The sequence below is a fragment of the Halothermothrix orenii H 168 genome, assembly GCF_000020485.1.
Taxonomy (GTDB): Bacteria; Bacillota; Halanaerobiia; order Halanaerobiales; family Halothermotrichaceae; genus Halothermothrix; species Halothermothrix orenii.
In genome coordinates, this window is the sequence record NC_011899.1 from 280,183 (window position 1) to 300,836 (window position 20,654).

Sequence of the window (20,654 nt, forward strand, 5' to 3'; positions counted from 1 at the left end):
TGGTCCAACCTTTAATAGACTTTAACCCCCCTGCCATATATGATATACTTTAAATAAGGAATAAAATGTAAACAATAACAATATCTTTTAATGGATCGGGTTATTTTTTACTTTCCCGGTATTAAAAGAACAGGAGAGATATTAATGGTAAAAGAGCGTAATGCTTTATTTAAATGGGAAGTGGCAGGGATTTTCTGGATTATAGTTGTAGGCTCTTTATTACACTTTGTATATGACTGGACTGACCATTCGATACTGGCAGGATTGTTTGCCCCTGTTAATGAAAGTGTCTGGGAACATTTGAAAATGGGATACTGGTCACTATTTTTCTTTGGAGTAATAGAATATATTTACTTTAAGAAGAAAAATTTTAGTTTAAATGGTTTTTTTCTGGGGAAGGCCCTGGGGGTTGCCGCTCTGGAAGGAACGATTCTGGTGGTCTTTTATACCTATACAGCCATTCTTAAAAGTGAAATATTGTGGCTAGATATTGCATCTTATATCATCGGGGCAATTATCTGTCAGATAGTTAGCTATAAGATAATTAACAGAGAAGTTTCAAAAAAGGCCGATGTTATTGGCTTTAGTGCCTTCATCTTATTCGGGATTATTTTGATGATATTTACGTTTTACCCACCCCGTCTACCGATATTCAGGGATGGATTAACAGGTAGATATGGTCCGACCCCATGAGTTTTTATTTTAGCCCTCCAGATATGGAGGGCTTTTTTATGTATGTATGGGATTAAAAGTAATTCAATGGTAAAGGCCTGAAACAGGATAAAAACATTCTCAGATGAAGCATTAGATTAACTGTAAAGTGGATTACCACAAGATAAAGAAGGAAAATTTTATAATTTTATTGAATTAGTTATATTAAGTATTTTTTAATAAAACATTTCTTTTTAGTTTTTGGGGGGAAAAATGGTGACAAAACCGGTTATTTCTATTAAAAATTTAAGGAAGAGTTTTGGTTCCAATGAGGTTTTAAAGGGGGTTAATCTTGAGGTATACCCCGGTCAAGTTATAGGGTATATTGGACCGAACGGAGCCGGTAAGAGTACAACGGTTAAAATTATGCTGGGAATTATAGAAGAATATGAAGGGCAGATTGAAATATTTGGAGAGGATATTACAGGTCAAACTGATTATAAAAAAAGAATCGGTTATGTCCCAGAAGATGGGGAAATATATGAAAGCTTAACAGGTTATGAATATCTTACCTTTTTAGGAAAGATATATGGACTGGATTTTGAATCAGCCAATAAAAAAGCAGAAAGGTTGTCACAACTATTTGGGATAGAAGAAAGTTACCACTCTCCAATTTCTTCTTATTCAAAGGGAATGAAGCAGAAACTATTAATTATAGCCAGTCTTCTCCATAACCCTGACATTTTGTTTTTGGACGAACCTTTAAGCGGACTGGATGCCAATAGTGTTATGGTTTTAAAAGAATTACTGGCAAGACTGGCCAGGCAGGGAAAGACTATTTTTTATTGCTCCCATATTATGGAGGTTGTCGAAAAGATAAGCAACCGGATATTATTAATTAATAAGGGACAGATAGTGGCCGATGGTAGTTTTGAAGAATTAAAAGCTAAAAGTAAACAGGGCTCATTAGAAGGAATATTTAATCAGCTGACAGGGTTTAGCGAACATCAGAAAATAGCTGATGAGATAATTTCAACATTAGGGGAGTGAGATCAGGTGGAAGACTTTAAATCACTCAAAATACTGGATAGGTTTAAATTTATTTTTGAAAAATTTAATATAGATTATAAGGTAATGAGGGAGATTGTCCGGCTTAAATTAATAATGGATCAACGAAGGAGACATGTTATTTTTGGCAATACTGGAAAGAAAGAAGGGGGGAAAAAGAAAAATCAGTTTAAAAATTCATTAATTATATATGGATTTTATGGGTTTATGGTTATGATGGTTTTTTTAATACCTGTTTCCCTTTTTTTGAAAATGTCCCTGACAACCGGATTCATTATGTTTTTCATGATGTCACAGATGCTGCTCGACTTTTCATCAGTTCTTCTTGACCTATCAGATAAATTAATTTTATTACCAGGCCCCCTGAATTCAAGGACGCTAAATGCAGCTAAATTAATACATATTTTTATTTACCTTACTATCATATCACTGGTCCTGGTGGCACCGACTTTATTTATTGGGACTATAAAAATGGGATTAAGTTTTCTGTTTGTTTTCTTTATAGAGGTTTTTTTAATGTTATTTTTAGTTATTTTTATTACAGCCTGTCTTTATGGATTGATACTCAAATTTTTTGATGGAGAAAAATTAAAAAATGCTATCAATTATTTTCAGATTGGGGTAGCCATTATCTTGCCTATTAGTTACCAATTTGTCGGGGATATGTTTGATGTATTTGGAGAAAAGGTAGTTTTCACCCCGGACTGGTGGACATACCTGCTCCCTCCGGTCTGGTTTGCCGGGCCATATGAGTTGTTTCTGGGAGGCAATACTGCTCCTTATGTTATCGGTATGACTGTTTTGACTGTATTGGTACCTGTACTGGGTTTATTACTTTATTTGAAATTAATCAATCCCTATTTTGAAAAAAATCTTTCTAAACTCAATAATAATAAAAGTGGGCAGAATAATTTTGAAAAGACATGGGACATGGTATCATATAAAATAACTGGTTTTTTCTGTAAAGGTAATCAGGAGACCGTATTTTTCAGGTTTATAAGACAAATGCTGTCCCGGGAGAGGAGGTTAAAACTTTCTATTTACCCTGTCCTCGGGTTTGCCGTTATATTTCCCTTTATAATGTTAAAGAATGAAATTGACTTTAGCGCCTTCAGGGAATCCCTGAAAAATTTATCCCGGGGAGTCGGTTATTACAAACTATATTTAGCTATTATATTTTTACCATCTATATTGCCCATCCTCAGTTACAGTGAGCATCATAGGGGTTCCTGGATTTATAGGGTTTTACCCATCAGGGATTATAATATTATCCACCGGGCTAAAATTAAAGCAGTTTTTTATAAATATAATGTATTTGTATTTGGGTTGTTAGCATTACTTTTTGGCTGGATTTATGGCCTGAAAATACTTGATGACCTGCTGATAATGGGTCTAAATATGGTATTACTGACCCTGGTTATAGGCATATTTTTCAGGGATGACCTTCCTTTTACAAAGGAAATGGGATACCAGGTTGATGCCGGTAAAAAGAAAACCTCCATTTTTATACTGTTTCTGGGCTTGTTGCTGGGTGGTTTTCATTTTATATCAGCATTTTACCCTTACTTGATTTTGATATATGGTGTATTATTAATCACTGCCATTATTGTCGTCTGGAGAAAGGTATTTAGCTATAGGGTTCCGGGGGAAAATGTTTAAAAAATTGGAGGTATAAGAACAATGGAAAAAATAAAATACAGAAACATAAGTAAGGATGAGGAGCATAAATTTTTCCAGTTTACCAGTTACTCCTTTAAAATGGAAGAAGGGGCAGGCATGTATAAAAAAGGAGAGAAACTACCGGAGACTATCGGTGAAAAAAAAGGTCTTTTCAAAGGTGATGAACTGGTATGCTGTTATCAGCTTTATGAAGTTGATTGTAAGACCAGGGGGACCTGGTTTAAAACAGGTGGTATCGGTGATGTTGCTTCACCACCGCATAATCGGAGAAAGGGTTATGTAGGAAAGATGCTAACCTATGCTCTGGAAGAAATGAAAGAAAGAAAAATTAGGTTTTCAGCCCTCTGGCCTTTTTCCTATTCTTTTTACCGTAAATATGGCTGGGAACAGGGCACAGCTTCTTTACACATTGTATTGGAACCATCCAGTCTCAAATTTACGGAAGACAGCATTAAGGGGAAATTTAAACAGGTTAATGCTGAAGAATACTCTCTTTTGAACAATATATATAACACCTTTTATAAAGGCTATGACCTTGGCATTAAACGGGATAAAACCTGGTGGGTGAACAGGGTATTTAAAAGTGGAGACAAGAACAGGTTTGGTTATATCTGGGAAGAAAATGGAAAACCGCAGGGGTATATAATATATTCTGCTTCTAAAGGCCCCAATGGGTACTGGGAAAACCGGATACATGTCAGGGAAATAATTGGCATTGATATTCCTTCCTTTTTACAGCTATTCAGGTTTATTTACTATCATGATTCCCAGTGCCGGGAGGTTGGGATGATGTTACCCTTTGATTTTCCGTTACTTAAAATTTTACCGGAACCCAGGATAAAAACGTACGAAGTCAGGCCAGGGGTTATGATAAGAATAGTGGATATACAGCAGGTCTTAAACAAGATAACCTATCCCAACCAGGTAAAGGCTGGTTTTACTTTCAGGGTATTTGATGAAACAGCCCCCTGGAATAATGGGATTTTCAGGCTTGAAGTGTCAGATGGCAAGGGAGAGTGTTCTCAAATTTCGGGAGATGAAGGGGATTTTTCAATAAAAATTAATCATCTGTCTTCCATTTTGGCCGGATTTATGACCCCTGCTGAGGTGTATTCCCTTGGTTATCTTGATACAGATAATGATAAAATTATTAAAATACTGGAGAAAATATTTCCACCCCGGCAAACTTTTTTTACCGGGTATTTTTAAAAACACCCCATACGGGGGGTTTTTTTAAAACTTTTTCTTGAATACTTATACTTTCGCATGTATAATATTACGAAAAGGGGTGAGAAAATGATCAGGGTAAGTATTATTGGAGCTACCGGATATACCGGTATTGAATTAGTCAGGCTCCTTGCTAACCATCCTGAAGTAGAATTATCATCACTGGTCAGCAGGAATGCCAGTAATAAACCTTTATCTGATATATATCCTCAGTTTATAGGTAGAATAGACCTTAAGTTTTCTGAATATGACTGTCAAGCTATCTGTCAAAATTCTGATATAGTTTTTACTGCCCTACCCCATGGTATTTCTCAGGAAATTGTAGGTGAATTATATAACTGCGGGGTTAAAATAATTGATCTGAGTGGTGATTTCAGGTATAAAGATTCAGCTATCTATGAAAAGTGGTATCGGGAAAACCATCATTACCCTCATTTACTGGAAAAGGCGGTTTATGGACTGGTAGAAATAAATAGAAATAGTATTAAGAGGTCTTCTCTGGTTGCAAATCCCGGTTGTTATCCTACGGCTTCATTGCTGGGTTTATGGCCTGTAATTAGTGAAAATTTAATTAACTTAAATACAATAATTATTGATGCCAAATCCGGGGTCTCCGGGGCTGGAAAAGGTTTAAAGAGAGGAAGTCATTTTGTAGAGGTAGATGAAAATATAAAGGGATATAGTATTGGTAGTCACCGCCATACTTCTGAAATTGAAGAGATTATTAAAACCTTTTCCGGAAATCAAAAGGCTATTGTTTCTTTTACCCCACACCTGGTTCCAATGAAACGGGGCATTCTGGCTACTATTTATGTCAAGTTGAAGCAGAGCATATCGGAAAGGGCCCTGAGGGAATTATACCATAAGTACTATCCGGATCATGGTTTTATTAAGGTTTTACCCCGTGACATTTTTCCTGAAACTAAATATGTGGTGGGAACAAATTACTGTTATATTGGCCTTAAATATGATACCAGGACTGAACGGCTGGTGATTATTTCTGCTATTGATAATCTGGTTAAAGGAGCAGCCGGTCAGGCTATCCAGAATATGAATGTTATGTTTAATTTACCGGAGTACATGGGATTAAAGCAGGTAGGGGTATTTCCTTGATTTAGTTTAGTATTTAAATACAAGTCTATACATCCTTTTTTATATTTAAAGGAGAGAGGAGAGGAGAAGGTGTCAGAACTTGAATTAATAACAGGTGGTATTACTGCTCCCCGGGGATTTTTAGCCTCTGGAGTAAGCTGTGGTATAAAACAAGAACCTCGTAGAGACCTGGCCTTAATATATAGTAAAAAGGCAGCTTCTGTTGCCGGGGTTTTTACAACGAATCGTGTTCAGGCTGCCCCGGTCATATTGAGCAGAGAACGGGTAAAGGGTGGTACCTGTCGGGCTATTATAGTTAATAGTGGTAATGCTAATGCCTGTACCGGGAAACGTGGTTTAGAAGATGCCCGGGCCATGACTGCCCGGGTAGCAGAGGGACTCAGGTTAAATAAAAGTGATGTCCTGATAGCTTCAACCGGTGTTATTGGAACATATTTACCCATGGATTGTATCCAACGGGGAATAGATAAGGCAATTTCAAATTTAAGTGACCGTGGTGGAAGCAGGGCTGCTGAAGCCATATTAACCACAGACACCTGTACCAAGGAGATAGCCATAAAGGGAAAACTACCATCAGGAAGTGACTATACGATAGGGGGTATGGCTAAAGGTTCGGGGATGATTCATCCCAATATGGCGACCATGCTTGCTTTTATTACAACTGATCTTGCCATACTTCCACCATTATTGAACAAAGCCCTGAAGCAAGCAGTTGAGAAATCCTTTAACCGTATCAGTGTTGATGGGGATCAGAGTACCAATGATTCAGTATTTTTAATTGCTAACGGATTGAGTGGTAATAAACCGATTGTTAACTGTGGTAAAGATTACGAATCCTTTCTGAAAGATTTAAAAGAAGTTTGCAATTATCTGGCCCGTAAGATAGTGTTAGATGGTGAAGGGGCTACCAAATTTGTGACTGTCAAAGTTGAAGGGGCATACTCCGAACAGGATGCTGTTAAAGTGGGACGGGAGGTAGCCAATTCTAACCTGGTTAAAACTGCCCTCTTCGGTAGTGATCCTAACTGGGGTCGAATTGTAGCTGCTGTCGGTTATAGTGGAATAGATATTGCTCCAGACCTTATAGAGGTTACAATAAACGGAAGAACATTATATTCCAGAGGGCAACCCTGGATATCTGACGACATAAACCTGTTATCTGGTAGAGAAGTGGTTATTGAAATTAACCTTAATCAGGGGGAGGGTTCAGCTACATTCTGGACTACGGATTTAAGCCATGATTACATTAAAATTAATGCCGATTACCATACATAAGGGGGATGGAGATGGAAGAGTTAATTAATAAAGCCCAGACATTGGTGGAGGCCCTTCCCTATATAAGGAATTTTTACGGGAAAACCTTTGTTATAAAATACGGTGGTAGTACCATGGGAGATAAGAGGTTAAAAGAAAAAATAATGGAGGATATCACCCTTTTAAAATATGTCGGGGTTAATCCTGTTCTAATTCACGGCGGGGGGCCAGCTATAAGTGAGGCCATGGAATCCATGGATAAAGAAGCCCGGTTTATACAGGGGCTTAGGATTACGGATAGTGAAACCATGAGCCTTGTAGAAATGGTATTGGTAGGTAAGGTGAATAAAGAACTGGTCTCTATCATAAACCGACTGGGTGGTGAAGCAGTTGGAATCTGTGGTAAAGATGGGGGACTCATTGAGGCTGATAAACTTATATTTGAAGATAAATCAATTGACCTGGGACATGTCGGTAGTGTAAAAAAAATAAATCCAGAGATAGTATTGAACCTTATTAAAGGGGGTTATATACCAGTCATCTCCCCGGTTGGTAGTAGTAAAGAGGGAGATACTTATAATATTAACGCAGATACAGTGGCCGGTAAATTAGCTGTTTCACTAAAGGCAGAAAAACTGATTTTCTTAACTGATGTTGATGGGGTCTGGTCAGACCCCTCCAATGAAAAAACCCGGGTTTCTTCCCTGACGGTAAATGAAGTCAAAAGCTGGATTGGAGAAGGAAAAATTAAAGGAGGAATGGTTCCCAAGGTTGAAGCCTGTATAGAGGCTGTAACCTGTGGTGTTAACCGCACCCATATTTTAAATGGTCTAATTCCCCATGCCCTGTTACTGGAGATTTTTACAGACCGGGGTATTGGAACCATGATTTTAAAGGAGAGGTGAAAGAGTTGCTCAGAGATGAAATCATTACCTGTGATAAAAATTATTTTATGAATGTTTTTAAGGGCAGGTTTCCCCTGGTTGTTGACCATGGGGAAGGGGTTAAAGTATATGATAAAAACGGTAAGGTTTATTGTGATTTCCTGTCAGGTATAGGGGTTAATGCCCTCGGTTATTCCTGTCCGGAACTGGTAGAGGCCCTTAGAGAGCAGGTAGAGAAAATAATCCATTGTTCCAATTTATATTATATTGAACCCCAGGCTGAACTGGAGAAATGGCTGGTTAACCACTCGGTGGCTGACCGGGTGTTTTTTTCAAATAGTGGCGCAGAAGCCAATGAAGGGGCAATAAAACTGGCCCGGAAGTATTTTGAAGTAAGGAATGAGAATAAATATGAAATTATAACCGCTCAAAATTCGTTCCACGGGAGAACGCTTATGACCCTGGCAGCAACAGGTCAGGAAAAATACCATCGTTTTTTTCAACCCCTGCCGCAAGGTTTTAAATACGTTCCCTTTAACGACCTGGAGGCTGTTTACCGGTCGGTGGGTCCCAATACTGCAGCCATAATGGTAGAGCCAATTCAGGGTGAAGGGGGGGTTTATCCGGCTACCCGTGAATACCTTGAAGGACTCAGGAAACTATGTGATGAGGAGAATATATTATTAATATTTGATGAAATTCAATGTGGAATAGGGAAAACAGGTACCCTTTTTGCCTATGAATATTATGGAGTAGAACCAGATATTTTTACCCTGGCTAAAGCCCTGGGAGGTGGAGTTCCCATCGGGGCTTTTCTGGCCAGAGAAGAGGTGGCTAACGCCTTCAAACCAGGAGACCACGGTTCCACATTCGGGGGTAATCCCCTGGCAACCAGGGCTGCCATTACTACCCTCAAAGTTATTAAAGAACGGGGATTACTTAATAAGGTTAAAAAAACCGGGCAATATTTCAAAAACCTTCTAGAGGAATTGAAGGAAGAAATTGATATTGTTAATGAGGTTAGAGGGGTAGGGTTGATGCTGGCTATAGAACTTAATAGAAATAAAGCCCGGGATATTGTAAACTACATGTTTGAAAAGGGGTTTTTGCTTAATGCTGTTAAGGATAATATAATCAGGTTTTTACCACCTCTTATTATTGAAAAGACTGATATAAAAAATATGGTGGGAGAGTTAAAAACAGTTTTGGAAAAAAATAATTTATGATTTTTTCTGGACATTGGGTCTAAAAATTGGTAAAATAGAATACTAAGTACACCTTATAAGGTGCAAATAAGTGAAAAAGGAGGATTATAGTAGATGAGAAGTGTATTATTAAATGGACAGACATCTTATATAGGCTATTCCCAGATTTTGAGGTCAAATACCTTTCATAAGATGTTGTGTGAGCAAATAGAGAGGGCGGAGAAAAAGAAGAGTTCTCTGCTGGAATTTTTTAAATTATTTTTAAAAAATGTAGATGTGGTTGAGGTTGACAGGAGATATGATGTTGAGGCCTTAAAACAACTCCTGCTTGCCCTGACAGATAATCCTATTGAAACAATAGATAGCTCTGCCTATTATTCTTTTCCCAAGCTTGGAAATAATAAGGAGTTACTGGTTAAGTTTGTTGAGGACCTTTTTGATAGCTGGAGGAAAAAACAGAGGTTTATTATAAGCCAGGATGAGTATACTTCTGATTCCTGTGAAAAAACATATAAGGAACTCGTTCTTGTTAAGACCAATGAGGACTTGAAAAACCTCGTGTTAAGAATGCACCGTGAAATATTACTTAATATTTCTGATGTTAGATTGAAAGTATTACGTCAGTTACCTACCGGTGCCCAGGTGGGATTACTTGCTGATAAACCTGATTTTAAGGATAAGGCCCGGGTTGAACAGGCTCCCTGGCTTTATGAACTCAATTATGTATGGAGTTATATTTTTGAACCTCCGGTTATATTCTATACCAGATCAAATAAAAGACGGGGTCTTTTTAAGGTGCTGGATAAACCTATTCTTGAGAAAATTGATATTGAGGATAAAGAAAACTGGCTTGTTTTCCCAATCAGGGTCTGCCTGAAGACCATATATGTTGTTGTCAATAAGGAATATTTTGCCCTGGCAGCCGGTCTGGGAAACCTCTTTGAACCCGCCAGTTTTGAAATACTGGAAAACCGTAAACCCGATGGAATTTATATTCTGGGTATTGATAAAAAGTATTTTGAAAATGAAGAGGACTATAATGGGGTTGTTTATAAGGAAGATGACGGAACCTATGTTGGCATGGTGGGTGACGATCCCTCTATTGATTATTTCGGATATATGAAGAAAATGATCTTAACCATTCATAACCTCCTGGTTATCGATGAAGGCCGGTTACCCATCCATGGTGCTTTGGCCCGGATTAAACTTAAAAATGGAAAGAAAGCCAATGTCATGTTAATCGGAGATAGCGGGGCCGGCAAATCAGAAACCATTGAGGCCCTGAACCGGCTTGAAGATGAAGTTTCTGAAATTAATATCCTTATAGATGACATGGGTTCTCTTGATATCATAAATGATGAAGGTAAGGTTGTGGGTTATGGTACAGAAACCGGTGCTTTTGTCCGCCTTGATGATTTACAGCCCAGTTATGCCTATGATAATATGGATAGAAGTATTTTTATGAACCCCAACCAGAGTAATGCCAGGGTTATTATTCCATATTCAAACTACACAGAAATAATCAGACCGACCGATATAGATTACTTCCTTTATGCCAATAACTATGAAGAAATAACTGATGAAAGTGAAGCCATCAAATTCTTTGATAATGCTGATGAAGCCCTGGAGGTATTCTCCAAGGGGGCCAGAATGGCAAAAGGAACAACAGCGGAAAAGGGTTTGACTACCAGTTATTTTGCTAACCCCTTTGGTGCCGTGCAGCGTCGGGAAAAACATGAAAAAATTGCTGAAAAATTTATGACCACCATGATGAGTTTCGGAGTAAAAGTAGGGGAGCTTAAAACCCAGCTCGGGAGAGATGGATATGAACAGAAAGGGCCATTAATGGCGGCCAGATCCCTTTTAAAACTTATTGCTTCCCAGGAGTAAATAGTTGACAGGACTAAAAAAGTATTTTTGTATTATTGAATAAATATGCAAAATTAAGTATAAAAAATATAACAACTGTAAGGGAAATATATAAAGTATCCGGTATAAACCGGATACTTTTTTAATTTTTTAAGAGATTATGGATAAAAATTTTTTTGTATAATATATAAACTATAAACTATAAACAATTTACCTTTTAAATGTCTTAGCCAATTTGTTCTGAAATTTTATCAGTTACGTTCTATTTTTTATATTAAAGAACTGATTTTTGGGGTTCAAGATATTCTCCTTTTAAAAATAGGCCCTGAAGCCAGGTTTTTTATTTCCTTACCAGAATATTATCATATGTTTCTTCATCAATTATTTGTTCCTGGGATTCTATAAGCTGTGTTAGGTAATTAAAAATGTGATATATGTTATTGTTATCAATAGGGGTTTGAGACCGGGCTTTACTGCCGAATTTGTTTACAAGCCTGGTAGCTTCTTTAATATCATTAATTCTTTTTGGTCCACCGACACATCCTCCCTCACAGCCCATTCCCTCTATAAATGTAGCCTCAACTTTACCTTCTTTTAATTCATCAAGCAACTTTTTGCAGTTTTTTACCCCATCGGCCTGATTTGCTTTAAATTTTACATGCTCATGGGGAGAAAGCCGCTTAACTGTATCAGAAACTGCCTGGCTGACTCCTCCAGTCCGGGCATAGACTCTACCTCCTCTGGATGACTGTTCTTTATTATCTTCAGGTAGTCTTGCTGGGTCAATATTAAGGGCTTCAAAAATGAGATCTAATTCATCAAAGGTTAAGACAAAGTCAATGGCACCCTTTAATTCAGGATGTTTCGCCTCTGCTTTTTTGGCAATGCAGGGGCCAATAAATACAGTTATGGCATCAGGAAAAAGTAGCTTTATCAATCTTCCGGAGGCTATCATTGGGGATACGGTCCTGGTTAGATGGTTATTTAACGAGGGGTAATGTTTTGTTACCATATTTACCCATACCGGGCAGCAACAACTTGTAATCATAAAATCACCCTCTTTCTGCACAAGGCGGTTATATTCATCCGCTTCTCTTAAAGTAACTATATCAGCAAAGAGGGCCACTTCTACCATGTCGGTAAATCCAATTTTTTTAAAAGCACTCCGGAGGTGTCCGGCTGTGACCTTTTCACCAAACTGTCCCATAATGGCCGGGGCCACATTTGCATAAACCTGGGTATCGTTTTTAAGGTATTTATAGAGGGGAAAAAATTCAACCTTATCAGAAACAGCTTCAAGGGGACATTTTGGAATGCATTTACCACAGGAAATACAACGTCCGTCTTCAATTAATAGTCCTTCTTTTTCATTAATATCACACCCAACTCTGCAATAATCTGGTCCATATTTTTTCTGGCAGAGGTCACAGATTTTTCGATTAACTGTAACTACCGGCTGTTTAACTTCTTTTAAGTTAAGGGCCGTATTCAATTCAGCTGATAATTCTGTGTCATTTTTTGCAGTAGGATTTAGACCCATAGCCAGGAGTATTTCATTTTTAATAAGGTCGAGTTCTTCATGACTATCTTTTTTTGTGAGTTGATATGGAAGATTGTTAATAGTCTTTTTGATCTGGTCATTATATAAATCTTTGCAGAGTTGTTTAAAAATATCTTTTCTTAAGGATTGATAATTTGAATTTTCTATCATAATATCCCTCTCATATCTGTTACCATAATTTAATGATAGTCTCAAAGTTTCAGGACTGTCTCAGTTGAAAATTATAGGGGCAGTAAAACCGGGTCGTTGCCCGGTTCTGTGACCAGAAAAATCAATTACGAAAAGCCTGAATTCGCATAAGGCTCCGGGTTTTATATTAGTATTATATTTTTTCAGGCTATTAATACAATGGTATTAATACAAATATAATTATTTACTTTAATTACCAGAGTTTTGCCAAAATTATAAATACAAATTTTCCCTTGAATATTGTTAAAAATAATTGTATAATTATCTAAATAGCAAAAGGTTATATTTATGCAGGTTTATTTTATAATCATGCAAAAATGAAAGGGGTTGCTACCAAGATGGAGGCTAAGTTAGTTCTGGAAGATGGTACGGTTTTTAAAGGTAAGGGATTGGGATATGAGGGGACTACATGGGGAGAGGTTGTCTTTAATACCAGTATGACCGGGTATCAGGAAATTTTAACAGACCCGTCATACCGTGGACAGCTGGTTACGTTAACTTATCCCCTCATCGGTAATTATGGAATTAATCATAATGACTTTGAATCTTATGAAATTCATGCCGGGGGGTTGATTATCAGAGAAGACTGCTCACGACCAAATCACTGGCAGTCACAAAATACCCTGGATGTTTTTCTGAAAGAGTATAAAATTACCGGTATTACAAATATCGATACCCGTGCCCTTACCCGACGCCTCCGGTCTAAAGGTAGTATGTTTGGTGTGATTTCATCTGAAATTCTGGATGAAAAAGAGTTAAATAAAATAATTAAGCAGAAAATCAAAGAGAAAAGGTGCCTGGTAGAGGAAGTCAGTGTATCAACCCCGACCCGGATACCGGGAAAGGGTCCCAGGGTTGTGGTTATGGACTTCGGGGTTAAATATAACATTGTCAGGTATCTAAAAAGCCTGGGAGCTGATATTTTTGTCCTTCCTTATAGTTCATCAGCAGAAGAGGTATTAAGTTATAACCCTGACGGGATATTACTTTCTAACGGTCCAGGGGATCCCATGGATATAAGTGAAAAAGTACCTGAAATCCAATCACTGGCTACAAAAAATATACCCGTTTTTGGAATATGTCTGGGACATCAACTACTGGGATTAGCTTTCGGGGGCAGAACATATAAACTTAAATTCGGGCACCATGGAGGCAATCACCCGGTCAAGGATTTAAGAACCGGTAAGGTTTTAATAACTACCCAGAACCATGGTTATGCCCTTGAAGATGGTTTGCCGCCGGAAATTGAGGTTACCCATATAAATTTAAATGACGGTACAATAGAGGGTATAAAACATAAGGACTTACCGGTTTCTTCAGTACAATACCATCCTGAAGCCGGACCTGGCCCCAAAGATTCAACACTGCTATTTAACGAATTTATAAATAAATTAACAGGTCAGAGAAATGTAAAAAAATTGGTTAATTTTTAGGTAAGAACTATAAATCCTACAACTATAGGTCTAAACTATATGGTCTACAGGGTTAGGTATATAAGAAGGGGTAATGATATTTAAGTTTTGAATGATAGAAAGAGTAAATACCATATAGATGTTTTAAGGCTTATGAAGGAGGTTTAACATGCCGATTAATAAGAAAATAAAGAAAGTCCTGGTAATTGGTTCAGGGCCGATTATAATCGGGCAGGCAGCAGAGTTTGATTATTCAGGTACCCAGGCCTGTAAGGCTTTAAAAGAAGAAGGTCTTGAAGTAGTTCTGGTAAACAGTAATCCGGCTACTATCATGACAGACACAGATATAGCTGATCAGGTTTATCTGGAACCATTAACCTTTGATTATATAACCAGGATAATAGAGAAGGAAAAACCTGATGGATTACTTCCTACCCTGGGTGGCCAGACAGGGCTTAATCTGGCTGTTGAGCTGGCTGAAAAGGGGGTTCTTGATAAATTTGGGGTTACCCTGCTGGGTACAAATCTGGAAGCAATTCAGAAAGCAGAGGATAGAAATCTATTCAGGGAACTATTAGATGATATAGGTGAACCATTTATCGAGAGTAAGATTGTGGATAACCTTAAGGAAGCTGTTCAGACAGCACAGCAAATTGGTTTTCCGGTAATAGTTAGACCAGCCTATACCCTCGGTGGAAGCGGAGGAGGTATAGCTGAAAATGTTGAAGAACTTAAAGAAATTGTTACTCTGGGTTTAAAGAGAAGTAGAATTAATCAGGTTCTCATTGAAAAGAGTCTTTACGGATGGAAGGAACTGGAGTATGAGGTTATACGTGATGGGAATGATAATTGTATTACCATCTGCAATATGGAAAATATTGACCCTGTTGGCATTCACACTGGTGATAGTATTGTGGTTGCTCCCAGTCAGACTCTATCTGATAAAGAATACCATCTGCTCAGGATGGCTTCAATAAAAATAATAAAGGCCCTTGGGATAGAAGGTGGCTGTAATATTCAATTTGCTCTGGATCCTGAGGGGCTGGACTATTATGTGATTGAAGTAAATCCCAGGGTGAGTCGTTCTAGTGCTCTGGCTTCGAAGGCGACTGGTTATCCTATTGCCCAGGTTTCTGCTAAAATTGCCCTTGGTCTTAGACTGGATGAGATAAAAAATATAGTAACTGGAAAAACATATGCCTGTTTTGAGCCAGCGTTAGATTATGTTGTAACCAAAATCCCGCGCTGGCCTTTTGATAAATTTTCTAAAGGTGATAGGAGCCTGGGAACCCAGATGAAAGCAACCGGTGAGGTTATGGCTATCGGAAGAAACTTCACAGAATCCTTTTTAAAGGCTATTGAATCCCTGGATATAAGGTTGCCTGATTTTATGGAAGACCTGGACAGGGAAAGTCTGGAAAACAGGGTTAAAAAGGCTTATGATGATAGGATGTTTTATATTCTCCAGGCCTTTTATAATGGTGTTAAACCAGAAGATTTATATGAATGGACGGGGATTGACCCCTTTTATTTATATAAAATTGAAGAGATTGTAAGGTTATCTTTAAAAATAAGTAGTAACAAAGATAAAATCCTTAAAGGTGAAGTAAATTTGCTGGCCCGGGCCAAGAAACTTGGATTGAGTGACAGTATGCTTGGAAGGCTTCTTGGTATACCGGATTTTGAAGTCAGGGATTTAAGGTTAAAATACGGGATTAAACCTACCTATAAAATGGTTGATACCTGTGCTGCTGAGTTCGCCGCTGAAACCCCGTATTATTATTCGACCTATGAAGAAGAAGATGAAGTTGAGGTTAGTGATAATCGGAAAGTTTTGGTGGTGGGTTCAGGTCCGATTAGAATTGGTCAGGGTATTGAGTTTGATTACTGTAGTGTTCATGCTGTCAGGGCACTTCAGGATAGAAATGTAGAGGCTATTATTGTAAATAACAACCCGGAAACAGTAAGTACCGATTTTGATACCTCTGATAAACTTTATTTTGAACCCCTGACCACGGAATATGTCCTCAATGTAGCAGAACGGGAAGGAATTACTGATGTTATCCTCCAGTTCGGGGGTCAGACAGCCATTAACCTGGCAGAGCCTTTGAGTGAAGCGGGTATGAATGTTCTGGGAACGGGTCTTAAAAGTATTAATCTGACCGAGGATAGAAAACAGTTTAACCAGGTCTTAACCTCCGAAAAAATACCTACTCCACCTGGTTATACTGTTTTCTCTATAGAAGAGGCTTTAAAACTTAGCCATAAAATCGGGTACCCTGTTCTGGTACGTCCCTCATATGTACTCGGTGGAAGGGGAATGGAGATTGTCTCCAATGAGGCTGAGTTGAAAACATATCTGACCGATGCTGTAAAGATAACACCAGAGCATCCCGTTTTAATTGATAGATATATTCCGGGACGGGAAATAGAGGTTGATGCAATTTCAGACGGTAATGATGTATTAATACCGGGAATTATGGAACATGTTGAAAGGGCCGGGGTGCACTCAGGGGATAGTATGGCCATTTACCCGGCCCGGAACCTTACTACTAAACAAACCAGGAGACTGGTTAATTATACAAAAAAAATCTGTAATTTGTTTGGCATTAAAGGCATAATTAATATTCAGTTTGTCCTTGACAGGGATGGTCAGTTTTATGTGCTGGAAGTAAATCCCAGAGCCAGCCGTACGGTTCCAATCCTGAGTAAAGTTACTGGTATTCCTATGGTAAAATGGTCAGTTAGAATAATGCTCGGGGAAACTCTGAATCAGATTACAACTTTAAAAGGATTAGTTCCGCCTGGAGACCTTATTTCAGTAAAGGTTCCTGTCTTTTCCTTTGATAAGTTACTCGGAGTTGATATCCACCTCAACCCAGAAATGAAATCAACCGGAGAAGTTTTGGGGACAGCTGAAAATTTAGAGCAGGCCATTTATAAAGGTCTTAAAGCGGCTGATTTTGACCTCCCAGAGGGAGGAAAAGTATTGTTTTCCCTGGCCGACCGTGATAAACAAGAAGCCCTGGGGGTGGTATGCCGGTTTATAGAAGAAGGGTATCAGGTATTGGCCACCAGGAAAACGGCCTTATATTTCCAGAAAAGAGGACTGAGGGTTGAAAAGACTGAAGACCCGGTAGGATTAATTAAAAAGGGTGATATTAAAATGGTTGTCAATACCCCAACCCGGGGTAAAGAGCCCGGTCGGATTGGGTTTAAGCTCCGACGGATAGCGGTAGAACATAATATTCCCTGTTTTACATCTCTCGATACTGTAGAGATGGTGTTACAGGCTCTGGTAAGGGTAGGAGAAGAGGAGAAGAAAGAGGTCATACCGTTATCTGAATATAAAAAAGGAGGAGTTTTAGTATGAAGAAGGTAAATAAAATTGTTCTGGCTTATTCAGGGGGACTTGATACCTCTGTTAGTATAAAATGGTTACAGGAGAAGTTTAATGCTGAAATAATAGCCTATTCAGCCAATGTAGGGCAGGATGATAATGACTGGAACCAGATAAAAGAGAAGGCTCTGAAGGCTGGTGCCAGCAAGGTTTATATTGATGATATCAGGGAAGAGTTTATAAAAAACTATGCTTTTAATTCACTGAAAGCAAATGGTTTATATGAAGGCAAATATCCCCTGGCGACTGCCCTGTCCCGGCCCCTGATTGCAAAAAGGATGGTAGAGGTAGCCCACCAGGAAGGAGCTGAAGCTGTTGCTCATGGTTGTACTGGTAAAGGGAATGATCAGGTCAGGTTTGATGTCTCTTTTAAAGCCCTTGATCCGGATCTGGAAATAATTGCCCCCTTGCGGGAGTGGGAATTTAAGTCCCGGGGTGAAGAAATAGATTATGCTAAAAAGCATAATATTCCGGTTAAAGCCACTAAGGAAAGTCCTTACAGTATCGATAGTAACCTCTGGGGGTTAAGTGTTGAATGTGGGGAGTTGGAAGATCCGTGGGCAGAACCTCCACTTGACGCCTATCAGTGGACGGCAAATCCCGAAGAAGCCCCTGCTACCCCCCTCTATTTAACAATATCATTTGACCAGGGGGAACCCATTAAATTAAATGACAGGTATATGTCCCCTGTTGAATTGGTGGAAAAATTAAATGATATCGGGGCCGAATATGGTATAGGGAGAATAGATATGGTGGAAAACAGACTGGTCGGTATCAAATCCAGGGAGATCTATGAGACCCCGGCTGCCACAATTTTACTTGAAGCTCATCAGCAGCTTGAAGACTTAACTCTGGATAGGGAAACAGCCCATTACAAAAGATTGATAAGTGAAAAGTATTCCGAACTGGTTTATAACGGGTTATGGTATTCACCATTACGGTCAGCCCTTGAAGCCTTTATTGAAGATACCCAGAAACAGGTTACCGGTAAAGTTAAACTAAAGCTTTACAAGGGTCAGTGTGTTACGGTTGGTCGAAAGTCTCCCTATTCGCTCTACCAGTTTGATCTTGCGACGTATGATGAGAATGATTCTTTTGACCATTCATCGGCAAAAGGATTTATCAAGCTATGGGGTTTACCAGGTCAGGTATATAGTCAGGTTCAGCAGAAAAATAAAGATACTATTTATCTAAAGGAGTTTGTAAAATGAGGTCCCTGTCCTCTCCTGATAACAGTGTCTGTATCAGGGGAGCTAATACAGAAGATGCCGGTAAGGTACTGATACTGATCAGGCGTGCCTTTAAGGATTATCTCCCGGAGCCTGTTACTCCGGGAGAGTATATACTCCCGGCTTTCCGGGATAACATTGATGAAATAGTTAAAGACATAGTTAAAAACCGGGTATTGATAATGGAAAAAGACAGCTTAATTATTGGGAGTCTGAGGCTTGTGTTTGAAGGAAGTACCAGTGTTTATCTGAAGAGGTTTGCCATTTTACCCGGCTATCAGGGGCAGGGGTATGGAAGCCTTCTTTTACGGTACGCTGAAGATGAAGCCAGAAATATGAAGGGTTGTTATTTATACTTACATTCTACCCTGGACAATGATAAACTGGTTAAATTTTATCTTAAGAATGGTTACCGATGTGTCCGCATTGATAACAGTTACCCATATCGGCGGGGTCTCTGGGTGAAAAGACTTAACGGAGTTGATCAATGATGAAATTATGGGGTGGCAGGTTCAGTAAACAGACCCATAAACTTATGGAAGAATTTAATTCATCTCTTTCTTTTGATAAAAGGCTTTACAGCTATGATATTAAAGGGAGTATCGCCCATGTTAAAATGCTGTCCAGGACTGGTGTTTTATCTAAATCTGAAGCAGAAACAATTATTAAGGGTTTACAGGAGATAAAAGAAGAGATAGATGAAGGTATAATTTCTCTGGAGGGTCGATATGAAGATATTCACAGTCTGGTAGAAAAAAATTTGATAGATAAGGTTGGGGCAGTAGGGGGAAAACTCCATACTGCCCGTAGTAGAAATGACCAGGTGGCCCTGGATACCAGGCTTTATTTGCGTGATGAAATCTTTAATATTCAGGAACTGTTAATAATCTTTTTAAAAACCCTCCTTGAGCTGGGTGAAAAATATAAAAAGGTAGTTATGCCCGGATATACCCATCTTCAAAGAGCCCAGCCGGTATCAATGGGCCATCATTTACTGGCTTATTATTTTAAGTTAAAAAGGGATTATGACAGGTTAAATGATAATATGAAGCGGGTTAATGTTTTACCCCTTGGATGTGGAGCCCTGGCAGGGACTACTTTCCCCATTGACAGAGAATGGGTTGCCAGGGAGCTGGGGTTTGAAAAGATAGCCCTCAATTCTATAGATGGGGTTAGCGACCGGGATTATATTATAGAATTTATGGGTATTGCGGCTTCAATAATGGTTCACCTGAGCAGGTTTAGTGCTGAATTAATCTTGTGGTCTTCAAGTGAATTTAGTTTTATTGAACTGGATGACAGTTTTACCACCGGGAGTAGTATTATGCCCCAGAAGAAAAATCCCGATGTTGCTGAATTGGTCAGGGGTAAAAGTGGCAGGATATTCGGGAATTTAGTTCAATTACTGTCCCTGCTTAAGGGGTTACCTCTGGCTTATAATAAAGATATGCAGGAGGATAAAGAGGCCCTTTTTGATACAATTGATAACCTCAAGATTATTTTAGAAATATTCCCGCCGATGTTAAAAACGATGAAGGTAAACAAGGACCGGTTATACCGGGCCGCCAACCGGGGATTTGTTAACGCAACTGATTTAGCTGATTATCTGGCCAGGAAAGGGGTTCCCTTTCGTGAAGCACACGGGATGGTGGGAAAGGCTGTCTTATATGCCCTGGAAAAAGATAAAGAATTAAACCAGATAACTATCGAGGAATGGAACCAGCTTTTTCCGGATTACGGTGATATATTTGATAAAGGTTTGTCAGAAATTCTTGATGTAAATACGAGTTTGAATAATCGTAAGTCTTCGGGAGGACCAGCTCCTGAGGAAGTGGAGAGGGTAATCAGTATAGAGAGGGAGTGGATTGAATCATTTACTTAAAAATGGTATAATTAAGTATTAACAGGTAGT

General features: G+C 38.7%; 15 protein-coding genes. 14 read left to right on the forward strand and 1 reads right to left on the reverse strand.

What is annotated here, in order from left to right; genetic code table 11:
- Positions 1–144 precede the first annotated feature (144 nt).
- The 9 genes from HORE_RS01505 (at position 145) to HORE_RS01545 (ending at position 10,972) form a co-directional block, all read left to right on the forward strand.
- Positions 145–693 (forward strand): DUF6512 family protein, encoded by a 549-nt coding sequence (locus HORE_RS01505; protein WP_012635227.1) that lies wholly within the window; start codon positions 145–147, stop codon positions 691–693.
- Between the two features lie 231 nt (positions 694–924).
- Complete coding sequence (locus tag HORE_RS01510) at positions 925–1,701, forward strand: ABC transporter ATP-binding protein (RefSeq protein ID WP_012635228.1); 777 nt, start codon at positions 925–927, stop codon at positions 1,699–1,701.
- A 6-nt stretch (positions 1,702–1,707) separates the two neighbouring features.
- Positions 1,708–3,378, forward strand: coding sequence for a hypothetical protein (locus HORE_RS01515; RefSeq protein ID WP_012635229.1), 1,671 nt, complete (start codon positions 1,708–1,710; stop codon positions 3,376–3,378).
- A gap of 21 nt (positions 3,379–3,399) precedes the next feature.
- Positions 3,400–4,608, forward strand: coding sequence for a GNAT family N-acetyltransferase (locus HORE_RS01520; RefSeq protein WP_012635230.1), 1,209 nt, complete (start codon positions 3,400–3,402; stop codon positions 4,606–4,608).
- An 87-nt stretch (positions 4,609–4,695) separates the two neighbouring features.
- Entirely contained in the window at positions 4,696–5,739 is a 1,044-nt protein-coding gene (argC, locus tag HORE_RS01525) for an N-acetyl-gamma-glutamyl-phosphate reductase (RefSeq protein WP_012635231.1), read from the forward strand.
- 69 nt (positions 5,740–5,808) lie between these two features.
- Complete coding sequence (gene argJ, locus HORE_RS01530; protein WP_012635232.1) at positions 5,809–7,014, forward strand: bifunctional glutamate N-acetyltransferase/amino-acid acetyltransferase ArgJ; 1,206 nt, start codon at positions 5,809–5,811, stop codon at positions 7,012–7,014.
- A gap of 11 nt (positions 7,015–7,025) precedes the next feature.
- Complete coding sequence (argB, locus tag HORE_RS01535) at positions 7,026–7,898, forward strand: acetylglutamate kinase (RefSeq protein WP_012635233.1); 873 nt, start codon at positions 7,026–7,028, stop codon at positions 7,896–7,898.
- A 5-nt stretch (positions 7,899–7,903) separates the two neighbouring features.
- Positions 7,904–9,103 (forward strand): aspartate aminotransferase family protein, encoded by a 1,200-nt coding sequence (locus HORE_RS01540; protein ID WP_012635234.1) that lies wholly within the window; start codon positions 7,904–7,906, stop codon positions 9,101–9,103.
- A gap of 93 nt (positions 9,104–9,196) precedes the next feature.
- Positions 9,197–10,972 (forward strand): ATPase, encoded by a 1,776-nt coding sequence (locus tag HORE_RS01545; RefSeq protein ID WP_012635235.1) that lies wholly within the window; start codon positions 9,197–9,199, stop codon positions 10,970–10,972.
- Positions 10,973–11,291: 319 nt separating this feature from the next.
- Here HORE_RS01545 and HORE_RS01550 read toward each other — a convergent pair whose 3' ends face one another.
- Positions 11,292–12,662 carry a [Fe-Fe] hydrogenase large subunit C-terminal domain-containing protein gene (locus HORE_RS01550; protein WP_012635236.1) on the reverse strand — a complete coding sequence of 457 codons (1,371 nt, stop codon included), beginning with the start codon at positions 12,660–12,662 and terminating at the stop codon, positions 11,292–11,294.
- A 377-nt stretch (positions 12,663–13,039) separates the two neighbouring features.
- Here HORE_RS01550 and carA point away from each other — a divergent pair, with 377 nt between their 5' ends.
- From carA to argH, 5 genes are all read left to right on the forward strand, one after another.
- Positions 13,040–14,134: a glutamine-hydrolyzing carbamoyl-phosphate synthase small subunit gene (carA, locus tag HORE_RS01555; RefSeq protein ID WP_012635237.1), complete on the forward strand. Its 1,095-nt coding sequence runs from the start codon at positions 13,040–13,042 to the stop codon at positions 14,132–14,134.
- Positions 14,135–14,282: 148 nt separating this feature from the next.
- Positions 14,283–17,486, forward strand: coding sequence for a carbamoyl-phosphate synthase large subunit (gene carB / locus HORE_RS01560; RefSeq protein WP_012635238.1), 3,204 nt, complete (start codon positions 14,283–14,285; stop codon positions 17,484–17,486).
- A complete protein-coding gene (locus HORE_RS01565) occupies positions 17,483–18,724 on the forward strand; it encodes an argininosuccinate synthase (protein WP_012635239.1) in 1,242 nt (413 codons plus the stop codon). The genes carB and HORE_RS01565 overlap by 4 nt, the downstream gene beginning before the upstream one ends.
- Positions 18,721–19,233 carry a GNAT family N-acetyltransferase gene (locus HORE_RS01570; RefSeq protein ID WP_012635240.1) on the forward strand — a complete coding sequence of 171 codons (513 nt, stop codon included), beginning with the start codon at positions 18,721–18,723 and terminating at the stop codon, positions 19,231–19,233. Before HORE_RS01565 ends, HORE_RS01570 begins: the two co-directional genes overlap by 4 nt.
- Positions 19,230–20,624 (forward strand): argininosuccinate lyase, encoded by a 1,395-nt coding sequence (gene argH, locus HORE_RS01575; protein ID WP_012635241.1) that lies wholly within the window; start codon positions 19,230–19,232, stop codon positions 20,622–20,624. Before HORE_RS01570 ends, argH begins: the two co-directional genes overlap by 4 nt.
- The last annotated feature ends 30 nt before the right edge of the window (positions 20,625–20,654 follow it).